Raw genomic sequence first — 25,955 nt, forward strand, 5'->3', positions numbered from 1 at the left:
CGACAGTGCCGCCCAGATCGGAGGAACCGCGCCGGGACGCCACAGGCTCCCGGCGCGGTTCGTCACGTAACGCGGGCGGCCGGGGCACCGAGCCGCGCTCCGGCGAGCCGGGGGTCGGTGGCATCTCCGACGCCCGGGCGTACACCCCGCGCGGGCGCACGGTGCGCGAGCAGCGCGCCGGGGGTCGCGCCGAGCGCGACGTCGACGCCGGCCCCGCCGAGCAGCGCCGCACGCCGCGCAGCACCCGCTCCGGCGACCCGTTCCGTCCCGCGCTGCAGGTGCTCGACGGCGGGCGCACGGGCGCCGGCCGGGCGGGCAGGCGGGAGGCGGCCGGCCGCTCCGGCGTCGTGCGCACCGTCACGCCGCGTACGCCCCGCCGCGAGGAGGAACCACCGCCGCCGCGCCGCCGCACCACTCCGCGTCCCGCGCGCCGGCCGGACCGCCCGGCCGCCCGGCGGCCGTCGCGCAAGCCGCCGAAGCCGCCCCGGCTGGCCGATCCCCGGCGCCGGCTGCGGCTGGGCACCGTGCTCACCCTGACCCTCTTCGCCGTCATCGGCATCCGGCTGGTCGTCCTCCAGACCGTGGAGACCCCGGCGTACGCGGGCGGCGGCGTCGCCGACCGGCTGCGTACCGTCACCCTGCCGGCGGCGCGCGGCGCCATCTACGACCGGTTCGGGGCTCCGCTGGCGCACAGCGTCGAGGCCCGCTACGTCTACGCCGACCCCACCCAGATCGAGGATCTGCTGGGCACCGCCCGGGCGCTCTCCCCGCTGCTCGGCATCCCCGCCTCCGAGCTGGCCGAGAAGATGAAGCCCCGCAAACGGGACAACGGCAAGGACTCGCAGTTCGAGTACCTGGCCCGGGGGGTGGACATCGACCGCGCCCGGCAGATCACGGCGCTGGAGCGGCCCGGCATCTACACCCACCGCGACGAGCGGCGCGAGGTGCCCGGCGGCGACCTCGCGGCCAATCTGCTCGGCTTCACCAGCCAGGACATGCTCGGGTTGGAGGGGCTGGAGGCCCGCTACGACGACGTGCTGCGCGGTACGGACGGCAAGCGGGTCTACGAGGTCGGCCTCGGCGACCTGGCCGCCCCGATTCCCGGCGGCTACAGCGAGACGACGAAGGCCAAGCCGGGCAGCTCGCTCCAGCTCACCATCGACCGCGACCTGCAGTTCATGACGCAGCGGATGCTCAGCCGGCACATGGCGCGGAGCAAGGGCAGCACCGGCGCGGCCGTGGTGATCGAGATCCCCTCCGGCGAGGTGCTGGCGCAGGCCAGCCACCCCACCTACAACGCGGCCAAGCCGGTACCGAGCGAGCCGACCGACCGGGAGGACGCGGCCACCAGTTTCGTGGTCGATCCCGGCTCGGTGCACAAGGCGATCACGTTCGGCGCCGCGCTCCAGGAGCGGGTGATCACCCCCGACACGACGCTGCCGATCGCCAACGCGATCAAGAAGGGCGACACCTGGTTCGCCGACACCCACCGGGCCGACGGGCGGCGGATGAGCCTGCCCGGCATGATGGCGTACTCGTCGAACGTCGGCACCATCCAGATCGCCGACAAGCTCGGCCCGGAACGCCTGATCGACTACCAGAAGCGCTTCGGACTCGGGGAGCCGACGCGGGTGGGCATGCCCGGCGAGGCCGCCGGGCGCCTGCTGCCGGCCGACGAGTGGAGCGGGTCGTCGGCCGGGTCGGTGCCGATCGGGCACAGCGTCGACGCCACGCCGCTGCAGATGGCGGCCGTCTACGCCACGATCGCCAACAACGGCACGTACGTGCAGCCGCGCCTGGTCAGGGAGGTGATCGGGCCGGACGGGAAGCGTACGCCGACCGAGGCCCCGGTGACCCGGTCGGTGCTCAGCCCGGAGAACGCCGCCGCGCTGCGGCACATCCTGGAGGCGGTCACCACCGTCGAGGGCGCCACCGGCAGGGCCGCGGCGATCCCCGAGTGGCGGGTCGCCGGAAAGACCGGCACCGGGTGGCGGCTGGTCGACGGGCGCAAGCAGCCCGGCGAGGTGGCCTCGTTCATCGGCATGGCCCCGGCCGAGAACCCGCGCTACGTGATCGCGGTCTTCGCGCACACCCCCTCCGGCGGGGGTGGGGACATCGCGGCCCCCGCGTTCCGGGACATGATGCAGTTCACCCTGCGTCACTACGGGGTGCCGCCGAGTGGGGAGAAGGCCCCGAAGTTCACGGTCTATCCGCGCTGAGCGGCCGCGCCGCGACATCATCGGTGAGTGCCGACGAACCACCGGGGCGGCTGTGCGGCCGGAACCGGACGACCGGGTAGGGTCTGACGCCGTGCCCGGCAATCCTCGTCCCCGTACCGTGATCGGTGTCCGGCTCGGCGACCTCGCCGCCCGGCTCGCCGTCGAGCCCCCGGAGGGCGCCGCCGAGCGGGTGGCGACCGGGGTGACCCACGCCAGCCAGGAGGTCCGGCCCGGCGACCTGTACGCCGCCCTGCCGGGCGCGAACCGGCACGGGGCGGAGTTCGTCGCCGGTGCGGCGGCCGCGGGCGCGGTGGCGGCGCTGACCGACCCGGCGGGCGCCGCGGCGGTGGCCGAGGCGGGCCTGCCGGCGCTGGTGGTGCCCGACCCGCGCGCGGTGCTGGGCGACCTCGCCGCGGCCGTCTACGGCGACCCGACCGAGCACCTGACGGTGATCGGGGTGACCGGCACGGCCGGCAAGACCTCGACGGCCTACCTGGTCGAGTCGGGGCTGCGCGCCGCCGGGCACACCACCGGCCTGATCGGCACCGTCGAGACCCGCCTCGGCGACCTGGCGATCGACAGCGTGCGCACCACGCCCGAGGCCACCGACCTGCACGCCATGCTGGCCGCCGCCCGGGAGCGCGGCGTCACGGCCGTGGTCATGGAGGTCTCCAGCCACGCCCTGGCGATGGGCCGGGTCGGCGGGGTCCGCTTCACGGTCGGCGGCTACACGAACTTCGGCTCCGACCACCTGGACTTCCACGCCGACTCGGCGGACTACTTCGCCGCGAAGGCGCAGCTGTTCGACGGGCGCTGCGCGGTGGAGGTGCTCAACCACGACGACCCGGCGCTGAAGCCGCTGTACGGGCCGGCGACGCTCACCTACTCGGCGGCCGGCGACCCGACCGCCACCTGGTGGGCCGACGAGGTCGGCGGCGAGGGCTACGCGCAGCGGTTCACGGCGCACGGCCCCGACGGGCTGGTCGTGGCGGCCGGGGTGGCGCTGCCGGGGCGGCACAACGTGGCCAACGCCCTGCTGGCGATCGCCGCGCTGGTCGCCGCCGGCGTGGACCCGCGCACCGCCGCCGCCGGGGTCGCCGCCTGCGGCGGGGTACCCGGCCGGCTGGAGCTGGTGAGCGCCCCCGGCCCGGTCCGGGGCGTGGTGGACTACGCGCACAAGGCGGACGCGATCGTTGCCGCGCTGGCGGCGCTGCGCGAGTACGGCGCCGGCCGGTTGATCTGCGTGATCGGTGCCGGCGGGGACCGGGACCGGGGCAAGCGGCCGGTGATGGGCGCCGCCGCGGCGGAGGGAGCCGACGTGGTGCTGGTGACCGACGACAACCCGCGTACGGAGGACCCGGCGGCGATCCGCGCCGAGGTGCTCGCCGGTGCCCGGAGCGCCGGCACGACGGCCCGGATCGAGGAGGTGGCCGACCGCCGGGCGGCGATCGACGCGGCGGTCCGGCTGGCCGGGCCGGGCGACGTGGTCGCGGTGCTCGGCAAGGGCCACGAACGCGGGCAGGAGATCGGCGGCGAGGTGCTCCCGTTCGACGACCGCACCGAGCTGGCCGACGCGCTGCGCGTACGCTTCGCCGACCCGGCGGGTCAGCGGTGATCCCGCTCAGCCTGGCCGAGGTCGCGTCGGCGGTCGAGGGGCGGCTCGCCGGCGCCGACCCGCAGGCACAGGTCACCGGTCCGGTGGAGTTCGACTCGCGCAAGGTGTGCCCGGGCGCGCTCTTCGTCGCCTTCCCCGGCGAGAAGGTGGACGGGCACGACTACGCCGCCGGCGCGGTGGCCGCCGGGGCCGTGGCCGTGCTCGGCACCCGGGAGGTGCCCGGCGTGCCGATGGTGCTGGTCGACGACGCGCTGGCCGCGATGGGACGGCTGGCCCGCGCGGTGGTCGACCGGCTGCCCGGGCTCACCGTCGTCGGGCTGACCGGCTCGTCGGGCAAGACCACCACCAAGGACCTCATCGCCCAGCTGACCGCGCGGCTCGGCCCGACCGTCGCGCCGCCCGGCTCGTTCAACAACGAGCTGGGGCACCCGTACACGGCGTTGCAGGCCGGGCCGGAGACCCGCTACCTGGTGATGGAGAAGGGCGCCCGCGGGGTGGGGCACGTGCGCTACCTCTGCGACGTGGTGCCGCCCCGGATCTCCGTGGTGCTCAACGTCGGGGTGGCGCACATCGGCGAGTTCGGCTCGGTGGAGACGATCGCGCTGGCCAAGGGCGAGCTGGTCGAGGCGCTGCCCGCCGACGGGCTGGCCGTGCTCAACGCCGACGACCCGCTGGTGGACGCGATGGCCGCGCGTACGGTCGCCCGGGTCGTCCGCTACGGCGAGGCGGCGCACGCCGACGTGCGGGCCGAGGACGTGACGCTGGACGAGCGCGGGCGGCCCGCGTACACCCTCGTCACGCCGGAGGGGACCGCGCCGGTGCGGCTCGGGCTGACCGGCCGGCACCAGGTGTCCAACTCCCTCGCCGCCGCCGCGGTGGCCCGTGAGCTGGGCATGCCGCTGGCCGAGCTGGCCACCGCCCTGGGCGCGCTGGGGCTGGTCTCCACCCGCCGGATGGACGTCTTCGAGCGCGTCGACGGGGTGACCGTGATCGACGACTCGTACAACGCCAATCCCGCCTCGATGGCGGTCGCGCTGCGCGCGCTGACCGGCATCGGGCGGGAGCGGCGCACCGTCGCGGTGCTCGGCTACATGGCCGAGCTCGGTCCGTTCGAACGCGACGGGCACGCCGAGGTCGGCCGGCTCGCGGCCGAACTGGGCGTCGACCGGCTGCTCGTGGTGGGCGAGCCGGCCGCGCCGATCCACGAAGGCGCGACATCGGTAGGGGACTGGGGAGGAGAGTCGGTGCTGCTCACCGATCAGGCGGCGGCCGTCGAGGTGCTGCGGAGCGAGTTACGACCGGGCGACGTCGTCCTGGTGAAGGGCTCCCGGTACCGCACCTGGGAGGTGGCCGACGCGCTGCGCGCGGACGCCGCCGGCAGCGGGACCAACCCGCCGGGGACGGGGGGCGGCGCCGCATGAGGGCGGTCATCGTCGCCATCGGGGTGGCCTTCCTGGTGTCGCTGCTCTGCACCCCGATCGCGATCAAGGTGTTCGCCCGGCTGAAGGCCGGCCAGCCGATCCGATCGAACCTCGGGCTCGCCAGCAACGAGGGCAAGAAGGGCACGCCGACGATGGGCGGCGTGGTGTTCATCCTCGCCACGGTCATCGCGTACGTGGCCGGCCACCTGGCGCTGACGACCCTGCCGGACGCGCAGATCGCCCAGGTCGAGCCGACCATCACCGCGCTGGTGCTGCTGGGGCTGATGGTCTTTTCCGGCGCCGTCGGCTTCATCGACGACTTCCTCAAGGTGCGCAAGCGGCACAGCGGCGGGCTCAACAAGCGCGGCAAGCTGCTCGGTCAGATCCTGGTCGGCGCGGTCTTCGGCGTCGTGGCGCTCTACTTCCCGAGCACCATGACCGACGCCTCGGGGGCCGAGACCAACACCGAGACCGTGGGCAGCACGACGCTCAGCTTCATCCGGGACATCCCGGCGCTGGACGTCACCAAGATCGGCGCGGTGATCATCTTCATCTTCGTGGTGATGGCCGCGACCAACGGCGTCAACCTCACCGACGGCCTCGACGGCCTGGCCACCGGCGCCTCGGTGATGGTCCTCGCCGCGTACGCGCTGATCGCCTTCTGGCAGTACCGGCACTGGTGCGCCGACCCGAACTACACCCAGGACTACTGCTACGCGGTGCGGGACCCGCTGGAGATCGCGCTGATCGCCGGCGCGGCTGCCGGGGCCTGCGTCGGCTTCCTGTGGTGGAACACCTCGCCGGCGCGGATCTTCATGGGTGACACGGGCGCGCTGGGCCTCGGCGGCCTGATCGCCGGCATGGCGATGTCCACCCGGACGATCCTGCTGCTGCCGATCATCGGTGGCCTCTTCGTGATCATCACCATGTCCGTGGTGATCCAGATCATCTCGTTCCGTACCACCGGCAAGCGGGTGTTCCGGATGTCGCCGTTGCAGCACCACTTCGAACTCGCCGGGTGGAGCGAGGTCAACATCGTGGTCCGCTTCTGGATCATCGCCGGCATCGGCGTGGCCATCGCGCTGGGCCTGTTCTACAGCGAGTTCCTCGCCAACATGGCCTGATCCGTCGGCAACCGCCGCCGTGGGGCCCGGGCACGGTCCGCCCGGGCCCCACGGCGCGTCCGATCCCGGGACCGTCCCCGGGGCGCGACGCAAGCCCGACACGCCGACCGGCCGGTTGCGCCGGTGGCGACCCCGGGAAACCGCCATGATGGTCGGGTGGGGGAGGGAAGAGGCATCGAGGTGACGGCAGAGGGGACACCCGGGCGGTCGCCGGGAGGCAGGCGTACGCGCGACGCGCCGGCCGCGACCCGGGGGTCGGACGCCCCGGGGCCCCAGGTGCCGCACGGGCTGGACGCCGCCGGCGGGCTGGCCGCGCTGCGCGGGTTGCTGGACCGGCCACTGGCCTCCTACTACCTGCTGCTGTCCAGCGCCGGGCTGCTGCTGCTGATCGGCCTCACCATGGTCTTCTCGGCCACCAGCGTCCGGGACTACGCGGCGAACGGCAATGCCTCCACGTCCCTGGTCAAGCAGGCGATCTTCGCCGTGATCGGCATCGTCGCGTTCTGGGCCTGCCAGCGGCTGCCCGCGACGACCTACCGGTCCCTGGGCCGCCCGATGCTGTTCACCGCCATCGGCCTGCTGCTGGTGCTCAACCTGCTGCTCGCGTACGCCCGGCTGACCGACAGCCCCGCCCGCATCGGGCCCGTCGAGGCCCGGCTGCTCTGGCTCTTCGTCGGCGGCATCCAGCTGCAACCCTCCGAGCTGGCCAAGTTCGCCCTGGTGCTCTGGGGCGCCCACGTGATCGCCCGCAAGGGCGCCGCGCTGGGCTGGTGGCGCGAGCTGGCCACCCCCCTCTTCCCGGTGGTGGGCCTGCTCTTCGTCCTCGTCGGCTACAACGACCTGGGCACCATGCTCTGCCTGCTCGCCCTGGTGGTGGGCCTGCTCTGGGCGGCCGGCGTACGCAAGCGGGTCTTCGCCGCGCTCTCGGCGGCGGGCCTGCTCGGCATCGGCCTGCTGGTCGCGGTGGCCTCGCTCGGCGCCGGCTCCGGCGAGACGGGCGAGAAGAACTACCGGCTGGCCCGGCTGACCGCCTTCATCAACCCGCCGCCGCCGGACGAGTGCAAGCTGGCCGACTGCTACCAGATCGCCCAGGCGCGCTACGCCATCGAGAACGGCGGGTGGTTCGGCGTCGGCCTGGGCAAGAGCATCGCCAAGTGGCAGTGGCTGCCGGCGGCGGAGAACGACTTCATCTTCGCCGTGGTCGCCGAGGAGCTGGGCGTCGTCGGGTGCGTGGTGGTGGTGGTGCTCTTCGCCGTGCTGGCGTACACCGGGCTGCGGATCGCCCGAAGGGTCGAGGACCCGTTCCGCCGGCTCGCGGCCGCGGCGGCGACCGCCTGGCTGGTCGGCCAGGCCGTGATCAACATCGGCGGGGTGGTCGGCCTGCTGCCGCTCACCGGTGTGCCGCTGCCGTTCATCTCCGACGGCGGCAGCGCCCTGGTCGTGACCCTCGCCGCGATCGGGATGCTCGCCTCCTTCGCCCGCGCCGAACCCGACGCCGCCAGAGCGCTGCATGCCCGTCCGCCGGCCCGATGGGTCCGACTACTCTGGGCCCCGTTGCCGCCGCTTCCCGGGCGACGCCGCCGCCCGGCGGCGCCCCCGGCTGCCCGAGGGTCCGTACCCCGGTCGCGGGAGCGGCGAGAAGACGAACAGGCCGCACCGCGCGGTGTCCGGCTGGCCCGGACCCGCCGCGGGTCGGCGGACGAGAGGAGACGTTGATGGGTCCGCTGCGTTCGGTGGTGCTCGCGGGAGGTGGCACCGGGGGGCACATCTACCCGCTGCTCGCCTTCGCCGACTGCCTGCGCCGACACGACCCCGGCGTCCGGATCACCTGCCTGGGCACACCCAAGGGGCTGGAGAACGAGCTGATCCCGCCGCAGGGCTACGACCTGCGGCAGATCCCGGCCTACCAGCTGCCCCGGTCGGTGAACATGAACCTGGTCAAGACCCCCGGGCGGATGTGGACCGCGGCGCGCGCCGCGGGCAAGGTAATCGACGAGGTGCGCGCCGACGTGGTGGTCGGCTTCGGCGGGTACGTCTCCGTGCCGGCCTACCTCGCCGCCTGGCGGCGCGAGCTGCCGATCGTCATCCACGAGGTCAACGTGCCGCCGGGGGTGGCCAACCGGCTGGGGATGCGGTTCACCGACCACGTCGCGGTCGGCTTCCCGCACCAGCCCGCCCAGGCCGAGTCCCTGCGCGGCGCCCGGGTGGTGGGCGTGCCGCTGCGCCGGGGCATCGCCGGGCTGGACCGGTTCGCCATGCGCAACGCGGCCCGGGCGCACTTCGGGCTCCGTCCGGACCTGCCGGTGCTCTTCGTCGCCGGCGGCTCGCAGGGCGCCCGCTCGATCAACCTCGCCGTCGCCGGGGCGGCCAAGGAACTCGCCCGCAACGGCGTGCAGGTGCTGCACGTGATCGGCGCCCGCAACGAGCCGGTGCCGATCCCCACCGACCTGCCGGTGCCGTACGTGACGCTGCCCTACCTGTCCGAGATGGAGGCCGGCTACGCCGCGGCGGACCTGATGCTCGGCCGGGGCGGGGCGATGACCTGCGCGGAGGTGGCCGCGATCGGGCTGCCCACCATCTACGTGCCGTACCCGCACAGCAACCAGGAGCAGAAGCGCAACGCGCTGCCCGTCGTGGAGGCCGGCGGCGGGCTGCTCGTCGACGACGCCGAGCTGACCCCGGACTGGGTCGAGCGGACCGTCATCCCGCTGATCCGCGACCCGCACCGGCTGCACGCGATGGGCGCCGCCGCTGCCGGCTACGGCCGCCGGGACGGCGACGAGGCGCTGCTCAACTTCGTCTACGAGGCGGTGGCCCGGTGAGCGCGAGGAGTGCAGCGCAGCGGAGCCCCGCAGTCGCGAACGAAAGGCTGGTATCCGTGAGTGTGGCCGCCGCGACGGGAAGGTACCCGGCATGAATACCGCACAGTTCACCCCGGCCGGCACGCTGACCGCCGAGGACCTGGGCACGATCCACCTGATCGGGGTCGGCGGGGTCGGCATGAGCGGGTTGGCCCGGCTCTTCCTGACCCGGGGCATCCGGGTCTCCGGCAGCGAACTGCGGGAGTGGCCCTCGCTGGCCGGCATGCGCGCTCTCGGCGGCACGATCCACATGAGTCACGAGGCGTCCAACCTCGACGGCGTCGACACGGTCGTCTACTCCTCGGCGATCCCGCAGGACCACCTGGAGATGGTGGAGGCGCGCCGGCGCGGGCTGCGCGTAATGCACCGCTCCGAGGCGCTGGCCGCCGCGATGACGGGCCGCCGGACGGTGGCGGTCGCGGGCACCCACGGCAAGACCACCACCACCTCGATGGTCACCATGGTGCTCCAGCAGGCCGGGCAGGACCCGTCCTTCGTGATCGGTGGGGAGATCTCCGAGGTCGGCTCGGGCGCGCACCACGGCACGGGCGAGCACTTCGTGGTCGAGGCGGACGAGAGCGACCGTTCCTTCCTGATCTACCGCCCGTACGTCTCGATCATCACCAACATCGAGGCCGACCACCTGAACACCTACGGCGACCTCGCCACGCTGGAGGCGACCTTCGCCGAGTTCGCCCGGCTCACCGACCCGGACGGCTTCATCATCACCTGCGCCGACGACCCGGGCGGCCGGCGGCTGGCGGAGACGCTGCGCGCGGAGGGCCGCCGGGTGCACACCTACGGCGAGGCGGTCGACGCCGACCTGCGGCTGACCGACATGGCCTCGTCGGCCCGGGGGGTGCGCTACATCGCCAGCATCGAGGGGCGGTCGCTCGGCGAGTTCCGGCTGCCGGTGCCCGGGCGGCACATGGGGCTCAACAGCGCCTCGGCCGTGCTGACGGCGTACCTGCTGGGGCTGTCGCTGGAGGCGGCGGAGGGCGCGCTCGCGGCGTTCCCCGGCGTACGGCGGCGCTTCGAGCGCAAGGGCGTGGCGGACGACGTGCTGGTCTACGACGAGTACGCCTACCACCCGACCTCGATGACGCTGGCGTTGCAGACGCTGCGCGAGGTGGCCGGGGACGGCCGGCTGATCGTCGTCTTCCAGCCCTACCGGCTCTACCGGACCCGGGAGCTCCAGGCGGAGATCGCCGAAGCACTGGCCATCGCCGACGAGCTGGTGCTGCTGGAGGTCTTCGGCCCGGGCGAGCTGCGTGAGCCGGGGGAGGGGTCGGCGGCCCTGATCGAGGCGGTGGCGTTGCCGGCGGAGCGGAAGGTCTTCGTGGACTCGTGGGAGGACGCGCCGGTGGAGGTGGCCCGGCGGGCCCGCCCCGGCGACGTCGTGGTGACCATGGGCGCCCCGCCGATCTCCCTGATGGGCGACCAACTGTTGGCGGCGCTGTCCGCGCGTACCGCCGATCCGGCGGCGCCGGCGGGCACGACGCCCGGTGGCGACGCGGGCGGGAGCACGACCATCGGCGGCACCGTCCCCGGCGTCGGCGGGGCCGGCGGCGCGGTCCCGGACGGCGCGGCGCCCGCGGCCGGATGAGTTCCGGCCCGGCGCGGGGGCGCACCACTGGCGCGGACGGCGGGGGCCGGCGCGCCTCGGTGCGTCGGTGGCAGCTGGTCCGGGCAGGCAGCGACGCGGTGCCCGCCTCGACCCGCCGGTTCATGGCCCGGGCCCGGCAGCGTCGGATGCGCGCGGCGCTGCCGTGGGCGGTCACCGCGGGCGTGCTCGCGCTCGCCGGGATGCTCGCCTGGACCGTGCTCGGCACCGGCCTGTTCGGGGTGCGCGAGGTTCGTGTCGAGGGCGCCGAGCTGGTCACGACGGTGCAGGTCCGCGACGCGGCCGCGGTGCCCGACGGGGCCCCGCTGGCCCGGGTGGACCTGGCCGCCACCGCGCGGCGGGTCGGCGGGCTGCCGGCGGTGGAGCGGGCGGTGGTGACCCGGGACTGGCCGGACGCGCTGGTGGTGCGGGTGACGGAGCGCACACCGGTGGCGGTGGTGCCGCGCGGGCAGCAGTTCGTGGTGATCGACCGCGCGGGCGTGGTCTTCCGCAGCGCGCCACGACCGCCGGACGGCCTGCCGGTGGTCCGGCTCGCCGAGCCGGGGCCGGACGACGGGCCGACCCGGGCGGCGCTGGAGGTGCTCGGCGCGCTCACCCCGCAGCTGCGCGCCGAGCTGGTGGACGTGACCGTCGAGGGGCTGGCCCGGATCACGCTGCGGCTGCGCGGTGGCCGGGTGGTGGTCTGGGGGGACGCGACCCGGGGCGCCGACAAGGCCCGGGTGGCCAGCGCGCTGCTCGACCGCAAGGCCGACACCATCGACGTCAGCGCGCCGGACGTGGTTACGCTGCGGTGACCGGCCGCTCAGCCGCGACGTGACCCGCCCCGCTCCGGGGGCGACACGCCGAGCGGGTCCTTGGCTCATCGCGTGAGGGCGCTTACGTTGCCCCGAAGGGGATCAGTGGTTGACATAACTGTAAGCCTCTAGTAGAGGGTGAGGGTTTGACCCTGATCCGCGCTGGAGACAGCTCTCGTCGACCGCTGGTCTGGCCAGGCCCCACCCGGTCGGCCCATGCCAATCTCGAAGGGAAAGGACCGGAGATGACACCTCCGCACAACTACCTGGCGGTCATCAAGGTCGTCGGCATCGGTGGCGGCGGCGTCAACGCCGTCAACCGGATGATCGAGGTTGGGCTCAAGGGCGTCGAGTTCATCGCGATCAACACCGACGCGCAGGCGTTGCTCATGAGCGACGCCGACGTGAAGCTCGACGTCGGCCGTGAGCTGACCCGTGGCCTCGGTGCCGGCGCCAACCCCGACGTCGGCAAGAACGCCGCCGAGGACCACCGCGACGAGATCGAGGAGGTGCTCAAGGGCGCCGACATGGTCTTCGTGACCTGCGGCGAGGGCGGCGGCACCGGCACCGGCGGGGCGCCCGTCGTGGCGAACATCGCCCGCAAGCTCGGCGCGCTGACCATCGGCGTGGTCACCCGGCCGTTCTCGTTCGAGGGCAAGCGCCGCCAGGTGCAGGCGGAGTCCGGAATAGACGAGCTGCGCAACCAGTGCGACACGCTGATCGTCATCCCCAACGACCGGCTGTTGGCGCTCGGCGACCGCAACATCAGCATGATGGACGCGTTCCGCACCGCCGACCAGGTGCTGCTCTCCGGCGTCCAGGGCATCACCGACCTGATCACCACGCCGGGTCTGATCAACCTGGACTTCGCCGACGTCAAGAGCGTGATGAGCGGCGCCGGCAGCGCGCTCATGGGCATCGGCAGCGCGCGCGGCGAGAACCGTGCCGTCGAGGCGGCCGAGGCGGCGATCTCCAGCCCGCTGCTGGAGCAGAGCATGGACGGCGCGCGCGGCGTGCTGCTCTCCATCGCCGGCGGGTCGGACCTGGGCCTGTTCGAGATCAACGACGCCGCCCAGCTCGTCACCGACGCGGCCCACCCCGACGCCAACATCATCTTCGGCGCCGTCATCGACGACGCCCTCGGCGACGAGGTGCGGGTCACCGTCATCGCGGCGGGCTTCGACGGGGGTGCGCCCGCGTACAAGGCGGCCGAGTCGTCCCGCAAGAGCAACCAGAACCAGCCGACGCAGCCGAGCACCCCGGTCGCGCCACCGGCCACCATGCCGGCCCCGCAGCAGTCGCCCCGCCGGGTGCTCTTCGACGACGTCGACGTGCCCGACTTCCTCAAGAACGGTTCCTGAGTACACCGATGACCGACAGCCCAGACACCGTGCGCCCAGACCGGCGCGCCGAGATCGCAGCCGGTGTGGACCACGTACGGTCCCGGATCGCGGGCGCCTGTGCGGCCGCGGGGCGCGACGACTCCGAGGTCACCATGATCGCGGTGACCAAGACCTACCCGGCCGGCGACGTGGTGGCGCTGGCCGGGCTCGGCGTCCTCGACGTGGGGGAGAACCGCGACCAGGAGGCGTCCGCCAAGGCGGCCGAGGTGGCGGCGGCCGGGGTCACGCCCCGGTGGCACTTCATCGGGCAACTGCAGCGCAACAAGGCCCGGTCGGTGGTCCGCTACGCGGACGTCGTGCACTCGGTCGACAGTGTCCGGTTGGCGCGGGCGCTGGACACGGCGTCGGTCGCGGTCCGGGACCGGCCGCTGGAGGTGCTGCTCCAGGTGAGCATCGACGGTGACGTGGCCCGGGGTGGAGCGCTGCCGGATTCGGCCGACCAGGACGCCGGGCTCGACGCGGTGGCCGAGGCCGTGGCCGGCGCGGAGGCGCTGCGGTTGGCCGGCCTGATGGCGGTGGCGCCGCTGGGTTGGGAGCCGGAGCGGGCGTTCGCGCGGTTGGCCGAGGTGGCCGCCAAGTTCAGGGCGGTCCATCCGGGAGCCGTCGCACTTTCCGCCGGGATGAGCGGCGACCTGGAAATCGCGATCCGGTACGGCGCGACACATGTCCGCGTCGGTAGCGCGTTGCTCGGAATGCGTCCCACGCTGCGGTAGCCTGACCGCGGGAAGCAAATTACATCTGTGTTGTTTGAGGGAGCGGCGTCCCGCGGTCGGGGGTCGTGGCGTGCGACGCGAATCGCGCGCCAGGGGATTGCCGGTCCGCTCCGGTGGGCAGAGTAGTGGTCCACTCGCGAGAAGCGACACGGCTACGGGGGCGCGTGCCGCACGGCGGACGGGAAGGGCGCGGGATGGGTGCACTGCGCAAGGCGGGGGTCTGGCTCGGTCTGGTCGAAGAGGACGACGAGCGGGCCTACGACGACGGTGGCTACGACAAGGGTGGCTACCGCGATTCGCGTTACCGGCAGAGCCGGTACTCGGAGGAGTTCGGCGACGACGAGGAGGACGACTCCGAGGAGCCGCCGGCGCCCCGGTCCCGCCTCGGCGACCGTGGCCGGCTCTCCGAGCGTGCCGCCGCCCGGGCGGCCGACGTCGAGCGGGGCGACACCGACCGGCCGGAGCGGGCCGAGCGTTCCAGCGTCCGCTCCATCACCCGTCCGTCGGCCGCGGAGACCTCGGGCGCGCTGACCTACCACACCCGCGACAACCTGGCCCTGGCGCCGCAGGCGCAGCCCCGGGAGCGCACGGTGCTCGCCGAGGAGGAGCAGCGCTACCAGATCACCACGCTGCACCCCACCACGTACCGGGAGGCGCGCACCATCGGCGAGCACTTCCGCGACGGCGTTCCGGTGATCATCAACCTCACCGAGATGGACGAGGCCGATGCGCGTCGACTTGTCGACTTCGCCGCCGGCCTCGCGTTCGGGCTGCGGGGTACGATCGAGCGCGTGACCAATCGGGTGTTCCTGCTCTCACCGGCCAATGTCCAGGTCACCGCGGAGGACAAGGCCAAGATCGCCGAGGGCGGCTTCTTCAGCCTGAGCTAGCCCCGCCCGACCCGAGGGACGTCGCCTGCCGTGTTGTCGATCGTGCTGCAAGTGCTGTATCTGGTGCTCTACTTCTTCCTGCTCGTCCTGCTGGCCCGGTTCGTCCTGAGCGCCGTCCTGCAGTACGGCCGCCGCTGGCAGCCGGGACGTGGGGCATCGGTGGGCTTGGAAATCGTGTGGAGCGTCACTGATCCCCCTCTCAACGCGTTGAGGCGTGTGATCCCTCCGTTGCGAATTGGTACCGTGAGCATCGACCTGGCCTCACTTGTGCTCCTGGTTATCCTGTTCGTGCTGATGGAGTTCGTGTTGAGGCGGTCGATCATCGGCACCGTCTGATGAGCGACGCGCTTTCGCGGCCGCAACTGACCCGAGGAGTTTCGATGCCGCTGACCCCGGCCGACGTCCACAACGTCGCCTTCAAAAAGCCGCCGATCGGCAAGCGGGGCTACGACGAGGAGGAGGTCGACGCTTTCCTCGACGAGGTCGAGCGTGAGCTTGCCCGGCTCATCGAGGAGAACAACGAGCTGCGCGCCCAGGTGGAGCGTGGCGGCCGTGGTGGCGCCCCCGCCGGCCCCGGCGGCGACGCCCGTCTCGCGGCGGAGCTCAACGACGTCAAGGCCCAGCTCGACCGGGTGCAGCGCGACAAGGCGGCGGCCGAGCAGGCCGCCCGCGCGATGCAGGCCGAGCTGGAGCAGACCCGCTCCGCCGGCGGCCCGGCCGTCGGTGGCGCCGACGGCGAGCAGCAGGCGCTGCGGGTGCTGATGATGGCCCAGCGGACCGCCGACGACCACGTCTCCGACGCCCGTCGCGAGGCCGACCAGCTGCTCTCCGAGGCCCGTTCCAAGGCCGAGGAGGTCACCCGCGAGGCCCGCGCCAAGGCCGACGCCCTGGAGCGCGACGCCCGCCAGCGGCACCAGGAGGCCATGGGCGGCCTGGACGCCAAGCGCACCGCCCTGCAGAAGCACATCGAGGAGCTCAAGCAGTTCGAGCGCGAGTACCGCACCCGCCTCAAGGCCTACCTGGAGAGCCAGCTGCGCGACCTCGACGGTCGCGGCCAGGGCCTGGAGGTCGAGATGACCCGCGAGGGCACCCGGGCCGCCGGCAGCGGCAACGGGCTGGCCGCAGCAGGTCTCGCCGGTTCCTACGGCGGCGGTCGCTCCGGCGCTCTCGAAGCCGGCCGCTGAACCATCGGTCGGCGACCGTCGCCACCATGACGGTCGCCGACCTCGCCTCATCAGCACGACGCGGCGGGGGTGAGCCGTGATAGTCGCCAGTCTCCTGCTCATCCTCGTCGCGGTGGTGCTGCTGGTGCTCGGCCTGGCCGGTGGCTCCAGCGTTTTCCTGACCCTCTCCATCGCGGCCAGCCTGCTGGCCGCCGTCGCGTTGGTCGCGGGCGCCCGCCAGGCGGCCGTGCACCGGGCGACGGCGGATCCGGGCCGGCCGGGGTGGCGGCCCCGTCGGGCGACGCGCCCGACTGGGCCCGCCTTCGCCGCCGCGCCGCCGGCGGAGCCGGAGATCCCCGTCCAGCACGTTCCTTCCACGGTCGACGCCGACGGCACCGGGTGGCGGCAACCGCCCGAGCCGCCGGCGACCGAGGACCACGTCCGAGCCGCCCCGTCGTGGGCCCGACCGGTCGCGCCGGACGACGACGTCCGCGCCGACCCCGCCATGCGCCACGACGAGGTCCGCGCCTATCCGGCCGCACCGGATGACGACGTCCGCGCCCATCCGGCCGCACCGGACGACGACGTCCACGCCCATCCGGCCGCGCCGGACGACGAGCCGCCCGCGCAGGACGTCACGCCGATCGAGGCCGCCCGGGTGGCCCGCCTCGACGCCGAGGTCCGGGTGGTCGACGGGCGACCCCGCTACCACCTCGCCGACTGCGCGTACCTCGCGGGACGGCGGCACGAGCCGCTTCCGGTCGCCGAGGCCGTCGACCTCGGCTTCACCCCGTGCGCCCGCTGCGCGCCCGACACCGCCCTGCTCGCCGACGCCGGTCGGCTCTGAGCGGCTGGCTGCCTCCCGTGGATGCCACGCTGACCGTCGCGGTCCGGGTGAAGCCCGGCTCCGCCCGGGCCCGGGTCGGGGGTCGCTTCGACGGGCCGCACGGGCCCGCGCTCGTGATCGCGGTGAACGCGCCGGCCGTGGACGGGCGGGCGACCGAGGCCGCCCGGCGGGCGCTGGCCGGCGCGCTCGGCGTACGGCCGGCCGTGGTGTCGTTGCGGGTCGGCGCGGCCAGCCGCGACAAGCTCTTCCTGGTCGAGGGCCCCGCCACCGAACTGGCGGAGACACTGCGCCGGCTGCGCGACGGAGCCGCCGGGTGACCGAGGCCGGGACCGGGCGGCGGTGACGTCCGGGCTGGATGTCGCGCTTCTGCTCGGTGCGGCTGTCCTGCTCGTGGCGGTGGGCGCGGTCCGGCTCTCCACCCGGCTCGGGGTGCCGAGCCTGCTGTTCTACCTGGCCCTCGGGGTGGCGATCGGGAAGGCGGGGCTGGGCATCCGCTTCGACGACGCGGAACTGACCCGGACCCTGGGCTTCTGCGCGCTCATCGTGATCATCGCCGAGGGCGGGCTGACCGCCCGGTGGAGCGCCCTGCGCCCGGTGCTCGGGCTGGCCGCCCTGCTCTCCACGGTCGGCGTGGTGGTCAGCATCCTGGTCGTCGGCCTCGTCGTACACCTGCTGCTGGGACTGGACTGGCGGTTGGCGCTGCTCTACGGCGCGGTGCTCTCCTCCACCGACGCGGCGGCGATCTTCGCCACGCTGCGCCGGCTGCGGCTGCCGCCCCGCCTGGTGGCCACCCTCGAGGCGGAGTCGGGGATGAACGACGCGCCGGTCGTGCTGCTGGTGGTGCTGCTGTCCCGGGAGGGGATCACCCACCCGTGGTGGTACGAGATCTCCCTGGTGAGCTACGAGCTGGGCGTCGGTGCGGGGGTCGGCTTCGCGGCCGGTCTCGGCGGTCGGTGGGCGCTGCGCCGGGCGGCGCTGCCGTCGGCGGGGCTCTACCCGATCGCTGCGGTCGGGCTGACGGTGTTCGCCTACGCCGCCGCCGCGGTGCTGCACGCCTCGGGCTTCCTCGCCGTCTACGTGGCGGGCGTCGTCCTCGGCAACGCGCGACTGCCGCACCGACAGGCGATCCTCGGCTTCGCCGACGGCCTGGCGTGGCTGGCCCAGATCGGGCTCTTCGTGCTGCTCGGGCTGCTCGTCTCGCCGGGCCGGCTGGGCTCGGCCGTGCTGCCGGCCGTGGTCGCCGGGCTGGCGCTGGTGCTGCTGGCCCGGCCGCTGTCGGTGGCGGCGTCCGCGCTGCCGTTCCGGTTCGACCTGCGCGAGCAGGCGTTCCTGTCCTGGGCGGGGCTGCGCGGGGCGGTGCCGATCGTGCTCGCCACCATTCCGCTGTCGGAACGGGTGCCCGGCGCCGACCGGCTCTTCGACGCGGTCTTCGTACTGGTGGTGATCTTCACGCTGGTGCAGACCGGGACGTTGGGCCCGGTGGCCCGCCGGCTGCGGGTGACCGCGCCCGCGGAGCCGGCGGAGATCCGGGTGGAGACGGCGCCGCTGGAGCGGGTGGGCGCGGACCTGCTCCAGCTGGAGGTGCCGCCCGGTTCCCGGCTGGCCGGGGTGCACGTCGACGAGTTGCGGCTGCCGCTGGGCGCCTCGGTGACCCTGGTGCTGCGCGACGGGGCGGGCGTCGTGCCCGGTCCGGACTTCCGGCTCAAGACCGGCGACAGCATGTTGATCGTGGCCACCGCCGGGGTGCGCGACGAGACGGAGCGACGGCTGCGGGCGGTCAGCCGGCGGGGCCGGCTGGCCCGCTGGTTTGGCGAGTACGGCCAGGACCCCGACAGGTGATCTGCTAGCGTTCCTTTTGCCCCGATTGAATGTGATTAGGGGCCGAACGTCGGTGCGTCGGAGCGGCACGTTGTCGTGCGCCTGTACGTTCCGTATTCTTGCGAATCTCCGGAGTGCGCGGCCTGGTCGCCGCGCGCCCCTTTTGTACCTGGGGGCGCCGATGCCGGCGGCCCCGTCCAGGTGCCGCGGACCGCCGCGGTTCCGCGGCCGAGGGAGCGACGATGGCGAAGCCAGCCGACACCAGGACCGCCGGCCGGAAGCCGGTGGCGAAGGCCACCCGCAGCGCTGCGGAGACCGAGAAGATCCGGGCGGCCCTGGCGGCGCGGCGTGACGAGTTGCGCGCCGAGTACGATCGGACGCTGAGCGAGATCACCGAGCTGCAGCGCGACCGGCTGACCGACTCGGCCGGGGACGACCAGGCCGACACCGGGACCAAGACGTTCGAGCGGGAGCAGGAGATCTCCCTCGCCAACAGCATCCTGGAACGGATCACGCAGGTCGAGCGCGCGCTGGAGCGGCTCGACGAGGGTGGCTACGGGTGGTGCGAGCGGTGCGGCAACCCGATCCCGGTGGAGCGGCTCGCCGCCTTCCCGTCAGCCACCCTCTGCGTGACGTGCAAGCAGCTGGAGGAGCGGCGCTGAGGCCCGCTCCCCGGCCGCCATGGGAGGCGGCGCGGACGCGTCGCCGCGAGCGTCGATGGGGAGCAGATGTCCGAAGCACCGCCCGCCGGGCCCGGCAGCGCTGAGCCGGTCGCCGGCAGCGCCGAGCCGAGGGCCGGCACGCCCCACCGACGGGCCGCCGCCATCCTGTTCGGCCTCGCGCTGACCGTGCTCGCCGCCGACGCCGCCACCAAGCACCTCGCCCTGGCGGCCCTGGAGGACCGGGAACCGGTCAGGCTGCTCGGCGGCGCGGTCTACCTCAGCCTCACCCGCAACAGCGGCGCGGCGTGGAGCATCGGCGCCGATCACACCTGGGTCTTCCCGCTGATCACCCTCGGGGTGGTCGGGTGGATCGTCTGGATGGCGCTGAAGCTGCGCTCGCTGCCCTGGGCGATCTCGCTGGGCCTGGTGCTGGGCGGGGCGCTGGGCAACTTCGCCGACCGGGTCTTCCGCGCCCCGGGCTGGTTCGTGGGCCACGTGGTGGACATGGTCAGCGTCTTCGCCCCGTACGGCCGGGTGTTCCCGGTGTTCAACCTGGCCGACAGCGCCCTCGTCTGCGGCGTGCTGCTCGCGCTGGTGCTGGAGTTGACCGGTCGGCAGCGCGACGGCAGCCGGATCGGCCGCGAGGAGTCCACCGACGAGGCGGCGCAGGCCGACGCCGGGCAGCGGGAGCGGGCATGACGGCCACCTTCGCCGCCGGCGGCGACCACCGTTCCCTGCCGGTTCCCGACGGCCTCGACGGCACGCGGCTCGACCAGGCCGTCTCGCGGCTGTTCGGGCTGTCCCGCACCGCTGCCGCGGCCCTGGTCGACGCCGGCGATGCGCGGGTCGACGGGATCGCCCGGCCCAACTCCCACCGAGTCAAGGCCGGCGCCTGGCTGGAGGTGACCCTGCCCGCGCCGGTCGCCCCGCCCACGGTGGTGCCGCAGGCGGTGCCGGGCCTGCGGGTGGTGTACGCGGACGACGACATCGTGGTGGTGGACAAGCCGGTCGGCGTGGCGGCGCACCCGAGCCCCGGGTGGACCGGCCCGACGGTGATCGGCGCGCTGGCCGCCATCGGGCACCGCATCTCGACCAGCGGCGCAGCCGAGCGGCAGGGCGTGGTGCACCGGCTCGACGTGGGCACCACGGGCGTCATGGTGGTGGCCAAGAGCGAGCAGGCGTACACCGCGTTGAAGCGGGCGTTCAAGTACCGCGAGGTGGAGAAGCGCTACCACGCGGTCGTGCAGGGGCACCTCGACCCGCTGCGCGGCACCGTCGACGCCCCGATCGACCGGCACCCCACCCACGACTACCGCTGGGCGGTGGTCTCCGGCGGCAAGCCGAGCATCACCCACTACGACACCGTCGAGGCGTTCCCGGCGGCGAGCCTGGTCGACGTCCGGCTGGAGACCGGGCGCACCCACCAGATCCGGGTGCACTTCTCCACGCTGCGGCACCCGTGCGTGGGCGACCTGACGTACGGCGCGGACCCGACCCTCTCCGCCCGGCTCGGCCTGAGCAGGCAGTGGCTGCACGCCCGGTCGCTGAGCTTCCTGCACCCCCGCACGGGCGACGAGGTGCGCTTCGTCAGCGACTACCCTGACGACCTGGGCCGCGCGCTCGAGATCCTGCGCGACTGAGTGCCGTCCCACCCGTGACACCCCGACGAGCAGGTCCGCCGGCTGTCCGGCAGCCCGTTGTCTCCGCCCGTGGGCGAAACGTCGGAACCCGCACGGGACGTGACCGGTCCGTCACCGGGGTCGGCCGGACCGACGCGCTGCGGCCCGCCGGCGGTGGCCCTGTCGACCTCGGCGGACGCCGGTGCCGGTGGCACCCCGGCGCCCGCCCGGGGACGGGAGGAAGAACCGGAGGTGCGTAGACGGGTGTGGTCCGAATAGGGTTTCGTTCGTAGCCTGTCAGACGGACATCGATGGTGCTGGGAGGGCGAGCCGTGGAGGGCAGCGAGACCGGCTGGGGGCGGCCGGCCGAACCAGCACCGCGGTGGCGGGCGCTGCTCGACCGGGCCCGCCACGGCGGCCGCACGGCCGAGCAGGCCGAGGCCGACCGGCACGCCGATCCGCCGCCGCTCCCGCCCGAGCCGCTGCCCCGCCGCTCGTCGGGCAACGGCTTCGCCGCGCGGGTGCCGGCCATCGGGCGGTCGCCCGAGCCGCCGTACGTGCCGGAGCCCGGCCCGCCACCGTACGGCGCGGAGTACGGCCGGCCGGTCGACGCGGGCTACCGGGCCGAGGCCACCTACCGGGTGGAGCCCGCCTACCGGCTGGAACCGCCCGAGCCCGGCTACCGGCGGGAACCCGAGTACCCGCCCGAGCCCGCCTACCGCTCCGATCCCATCGAGCCGACCTACCGTTCCGATCCGATAGAGCCGACCTACCGCTCCGATCCCATCGAGCCGACCTACCGTTCCGATCCGATAGAGCCGACCTATCGTTCCGATCCGATCGAGCCGACCTACCGCTCCGGCCCCATCGAGCCGACGTACCGCTCCGATCCCGCCGAGCCGACCTACCGGGCAGATCCCGAGTATCCGGTCGAGCCGGCGTACCGGGTTCCGGCCCAGCCCCCGCCACCCCGCGTCGAGTCCGAACCACGCCGTGGCCCGGGGCCGATCGAGTCACGCTACGCCCTGCTGGACAACGGCTACCGTCAGGAGCCGCCCCCGGTCGAGTCCCGCTACGCGGTGCTCGACAACGGCTACCGCAACCGGCCCGCCCACCAGGCACAGCCGCCGCCGGCTCCGTCGCCCCCGCCAGCCCCGCCAGCCGCGCCGGTGGCCGCCGAGCGGAGCTACCCGCCCCGGGTGGAGTGGCGGCCCCGCGACGCGGAGAGCGAGGTGGAGCGCGCCGCCGGGGTGCTCCGCCGCGAGCTGGGCACCCCCCGGGTGCTCGCGTTCGCCAACCCGAAGGGCGGCGTGCACAAGACCACCGCCACCGTGCTGGCCGCGGCGACCGTCGGCAGCGTACGCGGGCGGGGCGTACTGGCCTGGGACGACAACGAACTGCGCGGCACCCTCGGGCTACGCGCCGGCAGCGCCCGGCACGCCCGCACCATCCGGCACCTGGTCAGCGATCTCGCGCACGTCGAGATCAAGGAGGGCGCCGAGTTGCTGGAGCACCTGGACGACTACCTGCGGCACGCCTCCGACGGCTCGTACGACGTGCTGGCCGGCGAGGAGAGTCCGCGGTTCGCCCAGCGGCTGGACCAGTTCACCGTCCGGCGGGTGTTGGAGCTGCTGCGGCGCACCCACGACGTGGTCTGCGTGGACACCGGCAACAACGTGGAGAGCGCCAACTGGCGCACCGTCATGCAGGCCGCCGACCAACTCGTGGTGACCACCGTGCCACGGGAGGACGCCGCGTTCAGCGCCGACTGGATGCTGGACCTGCTGCACGAGGTGGGGATGGGGGAGCTGGCCGACAACGCTGTCACCCTGATCTCCTGCCCGACGCCGGGCCGCTCGCCGTTGCAGGACGACCTGGAGCGGCACTTCGCGACCCGGACCCGGGGCGTCGCCGTGGTGCCGTACGACCCGGCGCTGGAGACCGGTTCCTCGATCGAATATCACCAGCTCCAGCAGGAGACCCGGCAGGCGTGGTTGAAGGCCGCCGCGATGATGCTGGAGCCGTTCGCCCGGTGAGCGGGTGTGCCGCCACCGGCCACCCACGCCGCCCACGGGCCTGAGAGGATCATCGGGTGAGCGCGGACACCCCCGAACCCGACCGGCCCCACCGCCGGCCCGACGAGCCGGGGGCGCCGGCCGCCCGGGCGGAACCCGGCCCGCCGGCCCGCGTCGGCCCCGCCGACCCGTACCCCGCCCGGGAACCCGTCCCGCCGTACCCCACCCCCGGCGTGCCGCCGCACGGCACGACCGACGCCCCGTGGCACCCGCCGACCGGCGTGCCGCCGCACGGCGGGACGGTGGAGTACCTCCCCGGCGGCGCCGACCTCGGGTACGCCGCCGGCTACCCGCTCGCGTCGCCGGTCGAGCCGGACCTGCCGCGCGGCCGGGCGGTGCGGCTCGCCCTGCTGGCGGTGCTCGTGGCGAGCGTGCTGGGGGTGCCGCTCGGGCTGCTCTGGGCCGCGCTCGCGCCGGACACGCCCGTGCTCAAGGTCGCCGACGGGGCGATCTACGCCGAGCCGCAGCCGGAGCAGCCGGTCGCGGCCGACGGCTGGTTCAGCCTGCTGGGGCTGGGCTTCGGGGTGCTCGTCGCGCTGGCGCTGTGGTTCGTGCTGCGCCGGGTACGGGGGCCGGTCGGCCTGCTCGCCGCCGTGTTCGGCGCCTTCGGCGCGGCCGTGGTCGCCTGGCAGGTCGGCCGTCGGGTGGGGCTGGCCGACTACGAGCGGCTGCTGGAGAGCGCGCCCGTCGGGCGGGCCTTCGACAAGCCGGCCGACCTGCGGGCCGGCGGCATCGACTGGGTGCTCGGCGTGCTGCCGGTGCCGCACGGCAACCTGCTGCTGCCCGCGTTCGGCGCCGCCGTGGCGTACACCCTGCTGGCCGGCTGGTCCCGCTGGCCGTCGCTGCGCCCGGAGCGGGAGCCCGACGGCGGGGGCTTCGGCGCCCCTGAATACGGTGCCGAAGGTGCCGATCGAGCGCCCGGGCTCAGTTGGGGGTCGGCGGGGACGCCAGCTCCGCCAGCGGCACCGGAACCGCCCGCACCTGGCGCAGCAGCGCCGCCTCGCGGTTGAGCAGGCGCAGCTCGGCGCGGAGCCGCGCGGCGGTGTCGTCGATGGCGAGCAGCCGCTGCCGGTCGGCCACGGTCAGCACGGCCGTCGCGGCCACCAGGTGCGACAGCACCGTCGGGTCCTCCGGCAGCTGCTCGGAGAGCTCCTCGGGGTCGGCGCGGATCAGGCCCAGGTACTGCCGGAAGACCGAGATCACCCGGGCGGCGAGCAGGTCGGCGACCTCGTCGGGCCCGCCCGGCTCGGGCAGCCACTCCACGTCGGCCGTGAGGTAGGGCTCGGCGTCGCGGTCGACGTCGGCGATGCGGAACCGGCGCTTGCCCACCGTGACGATGTCGAAGCCGCCGTCGGGGCGCTCGGTGACCTGCCGCAGCTCGGCGGTGCAGCCCACCTCGTGCAGGGTGACGTCGCCGCCGGGCAGCGGCTGCCCGTCCGGCCCGGTCGGGGCGACCTCCCAGCCGGCCCGGATGGCCACCACCCCGAACTCGCGCGGGGCGTCCTCCGGCAGCGCGACCAGGTGCCGGACGAGGGCGCGGTAGCGCTCCTCGAATATGTGCAGCGGCAGCACCAGACCGGGAAAGAGGACCATTCCGAGCGGAAACACCGGCAGCCGCGCAGTCACGCGTCCGAGCGTAGCCCGATCCCGCCGCGGCGGCGTGTCCCGGCTCACCGTCCCGGCGTACGGGCGGCGCCGGTCGCCGTCCGGCCGGGCCGCCTAGACTCGCAAGGGTGTTGAACCGGATCGACCTGCGCGGCGGCGTGCGCGACCCGCGCCGTCTGCTGCCCCGTGCCCAACTCGACGTCTCCGTGGCCGTCGAGCGGATCCGCCCCCTCGTGGAGGCGGTCCGGGAGCATGGTTACCCGGCGATCCGGGAGGCCAGCGAGCGCTTCGACGGGATCTCGCCCGAGGTGCTGCGGGTGCCCGCCGAGGCGATCGCCGAGGCGGAGGGCACCCTCGCTCCCGAGGTGCGCGCGGCGCTGCTGGAGTCGATCGCGCGGGCCCGGAAGGTGCACGCCGACCAGCGCCGCACCGACCACACCACCCAGGTGGTGCCGGGCGGCACGGTGACCGAGCGCTGGGTGCCGGTCGACCGGGTCGGCCTCTACGTCCCCGGCGGCCTGGCGATGTACCCGTCGACCGTGGTGATGAACGTGGTGCCGGCCCAGGCGGCCGGGGTGCGCTCGCTGGTCGTGGCGAGCCCGCCGCAGAAGGACAACGGCGGGCTGCCCGACGCCCGGGTGCTGGCCGCCTGCGCCCTGCTCGGCGTCGACGAGGTCTACGCCGTCGGTGGCGCCCAGGCCGTGGCGATGCTGGCGTACGGCGCGGCCGTCGACGCCGAGGGCAGCGCGTACTGCGACCCGGTCGACATGATCACCGGCCCGGGCAACATCTGGGTCACCGCCGCCAAGCGGCTGCTGCGGGGCGTCGTCGGCATCGACGCCGAGGCCGGCCCGACCGAGATCGCCATCCTGGCCGACGACACCGCCGACCCGGCGCACGTCGCCGCCGACCTGGTCAGCCAGGCCGAGCACGACCCCCTCGCGGCCAGCGTGCTGGTGACCCCCTCGGTCGAGCTGGTCGAGGCGGTCGAGCGGGAACTGGCCCGGCAGGTGCCGGCCACCAAGCACGCCGAGCGGGTCACCACCGCGCTGACCGGCGAGCAGAGCGGCGTCGTCCTGGTCGACGACCTCGACGCCGGGCTGCGGGTGGTCGACGCGTACGCGGCCGAGCACCTGGAGATCCAGACCCGGGACGCCCGCGAGTGGGCGCTACGGGTGCGCAACGCCGGGGCGATCTTCGTCGGCGCCTGGTCGCCGGTGTCGCTCGGCGACTACTGCGCCGGCTCCAACCACGTGCTGCCCACCGGCGGCTGCGCCCGGCACTCCTCGGGGCTGTCGGTGCAGTCCTTCCTGCGCGGCATCCACCTGGTCGAATACACGCAGGAGGCGCTGCGTGAGGTGGCCCCGCACGTGGTCACCCTGGCCGGCGTCGAGGACCTGCCGGCGCACGGGCAGGCGGTCAGCGTGCGTTTCCCGGGGGCCGCGTCGTGAGCGGGCCCGGACCCCGTCGGCCCCGGGCCGTCGCGCGCCGGAGCGGGGTGG

The 25,955-nt window shown here is 74.4% G+C and carries 23 protein-coding genes; 22 read left to right on the top strand and 1 reads right to left on the bottom strand.

The genetic code is table 11. From position 1 onward, the window contains the following. Nucleotides 1-5 precede the first annotated feature (5 nt). From ACGFIR_RS23145 to ACGFIR_RS23245, 21 genes are all read left to right on the top strand, one after another. Nucleotides 6-2,219 carry a peptidoglycan D,D-transpeptidase FtsI family protein gene (locus tag ACGFIR_RS23145; RefSeq protein WP_393002211.1) on the top strand — a complete coding sequence of 738 codons (2,214 nt, stop codon included), beginning with the start codon at nt 6-8 and terminating at the stop codon, nt 2,217-2,219. Nucleotides 2,220-2,271: 52 nt separating this feature from the next. Further along, nucleotides 2,272-3,834: a UDP-N-acetylmuramoyl-L-alanyl-D-glutamate--2,6-diaminopimelate ligase gene (locus ACGFIR_RS23150; RefSeq protein WP_393147054.1), complete on the top strand. Its 1,563-nt coding sequence runs from the start codon at nt 2,272-2,274 to the stop codon at nt 3,832-3,834. Then, the gene (gene murF, locus ACGFIR_RS23155) at nt 3,831-5,255 is read left to right on the top strand and encodes a UDP-N-acetylmuramoyl-tripeptide--D-alanyl-D-alanine ligase (protein ID WP_393002215.1); all 1,425 of its coding nucleotides are present in this window, start codon (nt 3,831-3,833) and stop codon (nt 5,253-5,255) included. Before ACGFIR_RS23150 ends, murF begins: the two co-directional genes overlap by 4 nt. Next, the gene (gene mraY, locus ACGFIR_RS23160; RefSeq protein ID WP_393002217.1) at nt 5,252-6,379 is read left to right on the top strand and encodes a phospho-N-acetylmuramoyl-pentapeptide-transferase; all 1,128 of its coding nucleotides are present in this window, start codon (nt 5,252-5,254) and stop codon (nt 6,377-6,379) included. The genes murF and mraY overlap by 4 nt, the downstream gene beginning before the upstream one ends. 306 nt (nt 6,380-6,685) lie before the next feature. After that, the gene (locus tag ACGFIR_RS23165) at nt 6,686-8,095 is read left to right on the top strand and encodes an FtsW/RodA/SpoVE family cell cycle protein (protein ID WP_393002911.1); all 1,410 of its coding nucleotides are present in this window, start codon (nt 6,686-6,688) and stop codon (nt 8,093-8,095) included. Further along, nucleotides 8,095-9,201 carry an undecaprenyldiphospho-muramoylpentapeptide beta-N-acetylglucosaminyltransferase gene (murG, locus tag ACGFIR_RS23170; protein ID WP_393002219.1) on the top strand — a complete coding sequence of 369 codons (1,107 nt, stop codon included), beginning with the start codon at nt 8,095-8,097 and terminating at the stop codon, nt 9,199-9,201. Before ACGFIR_RS23165 ends, murG begins: the two co-directional genes overlap by 1 nt. 91 nt (nt 9,202-9,292) lie before the next feature. Next, nucleotides 9,293-10,846, top strand: a complete 1,554-nt coding sequence (murC, locus tag ACGFIR_RS23175; protein WP_393147056.1) for a UDP-N-acetylmuramate--L-alanine ligase — start codon at nt 9,293-9,295, stop codon at nt 10,844-10,846. After that, a complete protein-coding gene (locus ACGFIR_RS23180; RefSeq protein ID WP_393147058.1) occupies nt 10,843-11,658 on the top strand; it encodes a cell division protein FtsQ/DivIB in 816 nt (271 codons plus the stop codon). Before murC ends, ACGFIR_RS23180 begins: the two co-directional genes overlap by 4 nt. Nucleotides 11,659-11,903: 245 nt before the next feature. Beyond that, nucleotides 11,904-13,019 (top strand): cell division protein FtsZ, encoded by a 1,116-nt coding sequence (gene ftsZ / locus ACGFIR_RS23185; protein WP_393002225.1) that lies wholly within the window; start codon nt 11,904-11,906, stop codon nt 13,017-13,019. Between the two features lie 8 nt (nt 13,020-13,027). After that, entirely contained in the window at nt 13,028-13,774 is a 747-nt protein-coding gene (locus ACGFIR_RS23190) for a YggS family pyridoxal phosphate-dependent enzyme (RefSeq protein WP_393002227.1), read from the top strand. 194 nt (nt 13,775-13,968) lie between these two features. Further along, a complete protein-coding gene (locus ACGFIR_RS23195; protein WP_393002229.1) occupies nt 13,969-14,664 on the top strand; it encodes a cell division protein SepF in 696 nt (231 codons plus the stop codon). A 30-nt stretch (nt 14,665-14,694) separates the two neighbouring features. Continuing rightward, entirely contained in the window at nt 14,695-15,000 is a 306-nt protein-coding gene (locus ACGFIR_RS23200) for a YggT family protein (protein ID WP_088999245.1), read from the top strand. Nucleotides 15,001-15,044: 44 nt separating this feature from the next. After that, nucleotides 15,045-15,848, top strand: coding sequence for a DivIVA domain-containing protein (locus ACGFIR_RS23205; RefSeq protein WP_393002231.1), 804 nt, complete (start codon nt 15,045-15,047; stop codon nt 15,846-15,848). A gap of 76 nt (nt 15,849-15,924) precedes the next feature. Continuing rightward, the gene (locus tag ACGFIR_RS23210) at nt 15,925-16,674 is read left to right on the top strand and encodes a hypothetical protein (protein ID WP_393147060.1); all 750 of its coding nucleotides are present in this window, start codon (nt 15,925-15,927) and stop codon (nt 16,672-16,674) included. Nucleotides 16,675-16,691: 17 nt separating this feature from the next. Next, complete coding sequence (locus tag ACGFIR_RS23215) at nt 16,692-16,991, top strand: DUF167 domain-containing protein (protein WP_393002235.1); 300 nt, start codon at nt 16,692-16,694, stop codon at nt 16,989-16,991. A gap of 22 nt (nt 16,992-17,013) precedes the next feature. Further along, entirely contained in the window at nt 17,014-18,513 is a 1,500-nt protein-coding gene (locus tag ACGFIR_RS23220; RefSeq protein ID WP_393002237.1) for a potassium/proton antiporter, read from the top strand. A gap of 221 nt (nt 18,514-18,734) precedes the next feature. Beyond that, nucleotides 18,735-19,154, top strand: a complete 420-nt coding sequence (locus tag ACGFIR_RS23225; RefSeq protein WP_121400566.1) for a TraR/DksA C4-type zinc finger protein — start codon at nt 18,735-18,737, stop codon at nt 19,152-19,154. A 66-nt stretch (nt 19,155-19,220) separates the two neighbouring features. Beyond that, nucleotides 19,221-19,853 (top strand): signal peptidase II, encoded by a 633-nt coding sequence (gene lspA, locus ACGFIR_RS23230; protein WP_393147063.1) that lies wholly within the window; start codon nt 19,221-19,223, stop codon nt 19,851-19,853. Next, nucleotides 19,850-20,794: an RluA family pseudouridine synthase gene (locus tag ACGFIR_RS23235; protein WP_393147065.1), complete on the top strand. Its 945-nt coding sequence runs from the start codon at nt 19,850-19,852 to the stop codon at nt 20,792-20,794. The genes lspA and ACGFIR_RS23235 overlap by 4 nt, the downstream gene beginning before the upstream one ends. A gap of 311 nt (nt 20,795-21,105) precedes the next feature. Further along, the gene (locus ACGFIR_RS23240; protein ID WP_393147067.1) at nt 21,106-22,809 is read left to right on the top strand and encodes an AAA family ATPase; all 1,704 of its coding nucleotides are present in this window, start codon (nt 21,106-21,108) and stop codon (nt 22,807-22,809) included. A 56-nt stretch (nt 22,810-22,865) separates the two neighbouring features. Continuing rightward, nucleotides 22,866-23,858 (top strand): DUF2567 domain-containing protein, encoded by a 993-nt coding sequence (locus tag ACGFIR_RS23245; RefSeq protein WP_393147069.1) that lies wholly within the window; start codon nt 22,866-22,868, stop codon nt 23,856-23,858. Here ACGFIR_RS23245 and ACGFIR_RS23250 read toward each other — a convergent pair. Beyond that, the gene (locus tag ACGFIR_RS23250) at nt 23,773-24,474 is read right to left on the bottom strand and encodes an LON peptidase substrate-binding domain-containing protein (protein ID WP_393002247.1); all 702 of its coding nucleotides are present in this window, start codon (nt 24,472-24,474) and stop codon (nt 23,773-23,775) included. The genes ACGFIR_RS23245 and ACGFIR_RS23250 overlap by 86 nt on opposite strands. A 107-nt stretch (nt 24,475-24,581) precedes the next feature. Between ACGFIR_RS23250 and hisD the strand changes: the two genes are divergently transcribed. Continuing rightward, the gene (gene hisD, locus ACGFIR_RS23255) at nt 24,582-25,904 is read left to right on the top strand and encodes a histidinol dehydrogenase (protein ID WP_393002249.1); all 1,323 of its coding nucleotides are present in this window, start codon (nt 24,582-24,584) and stop codon (nt 25,902-25,904) included. Nucleotides 25,905-25,955 lie beyond the last annotated feature (51 nt).

It is taken from the genome of Micromonospora sp. NPDC049051, assembly GCF_043197575.1.
Classification (GTDB): domain Bacteria; phylum Actinomycetota; class Actinomycetes; order Mycobacteriales; family Micromonosporaceae; genus Micromonospora.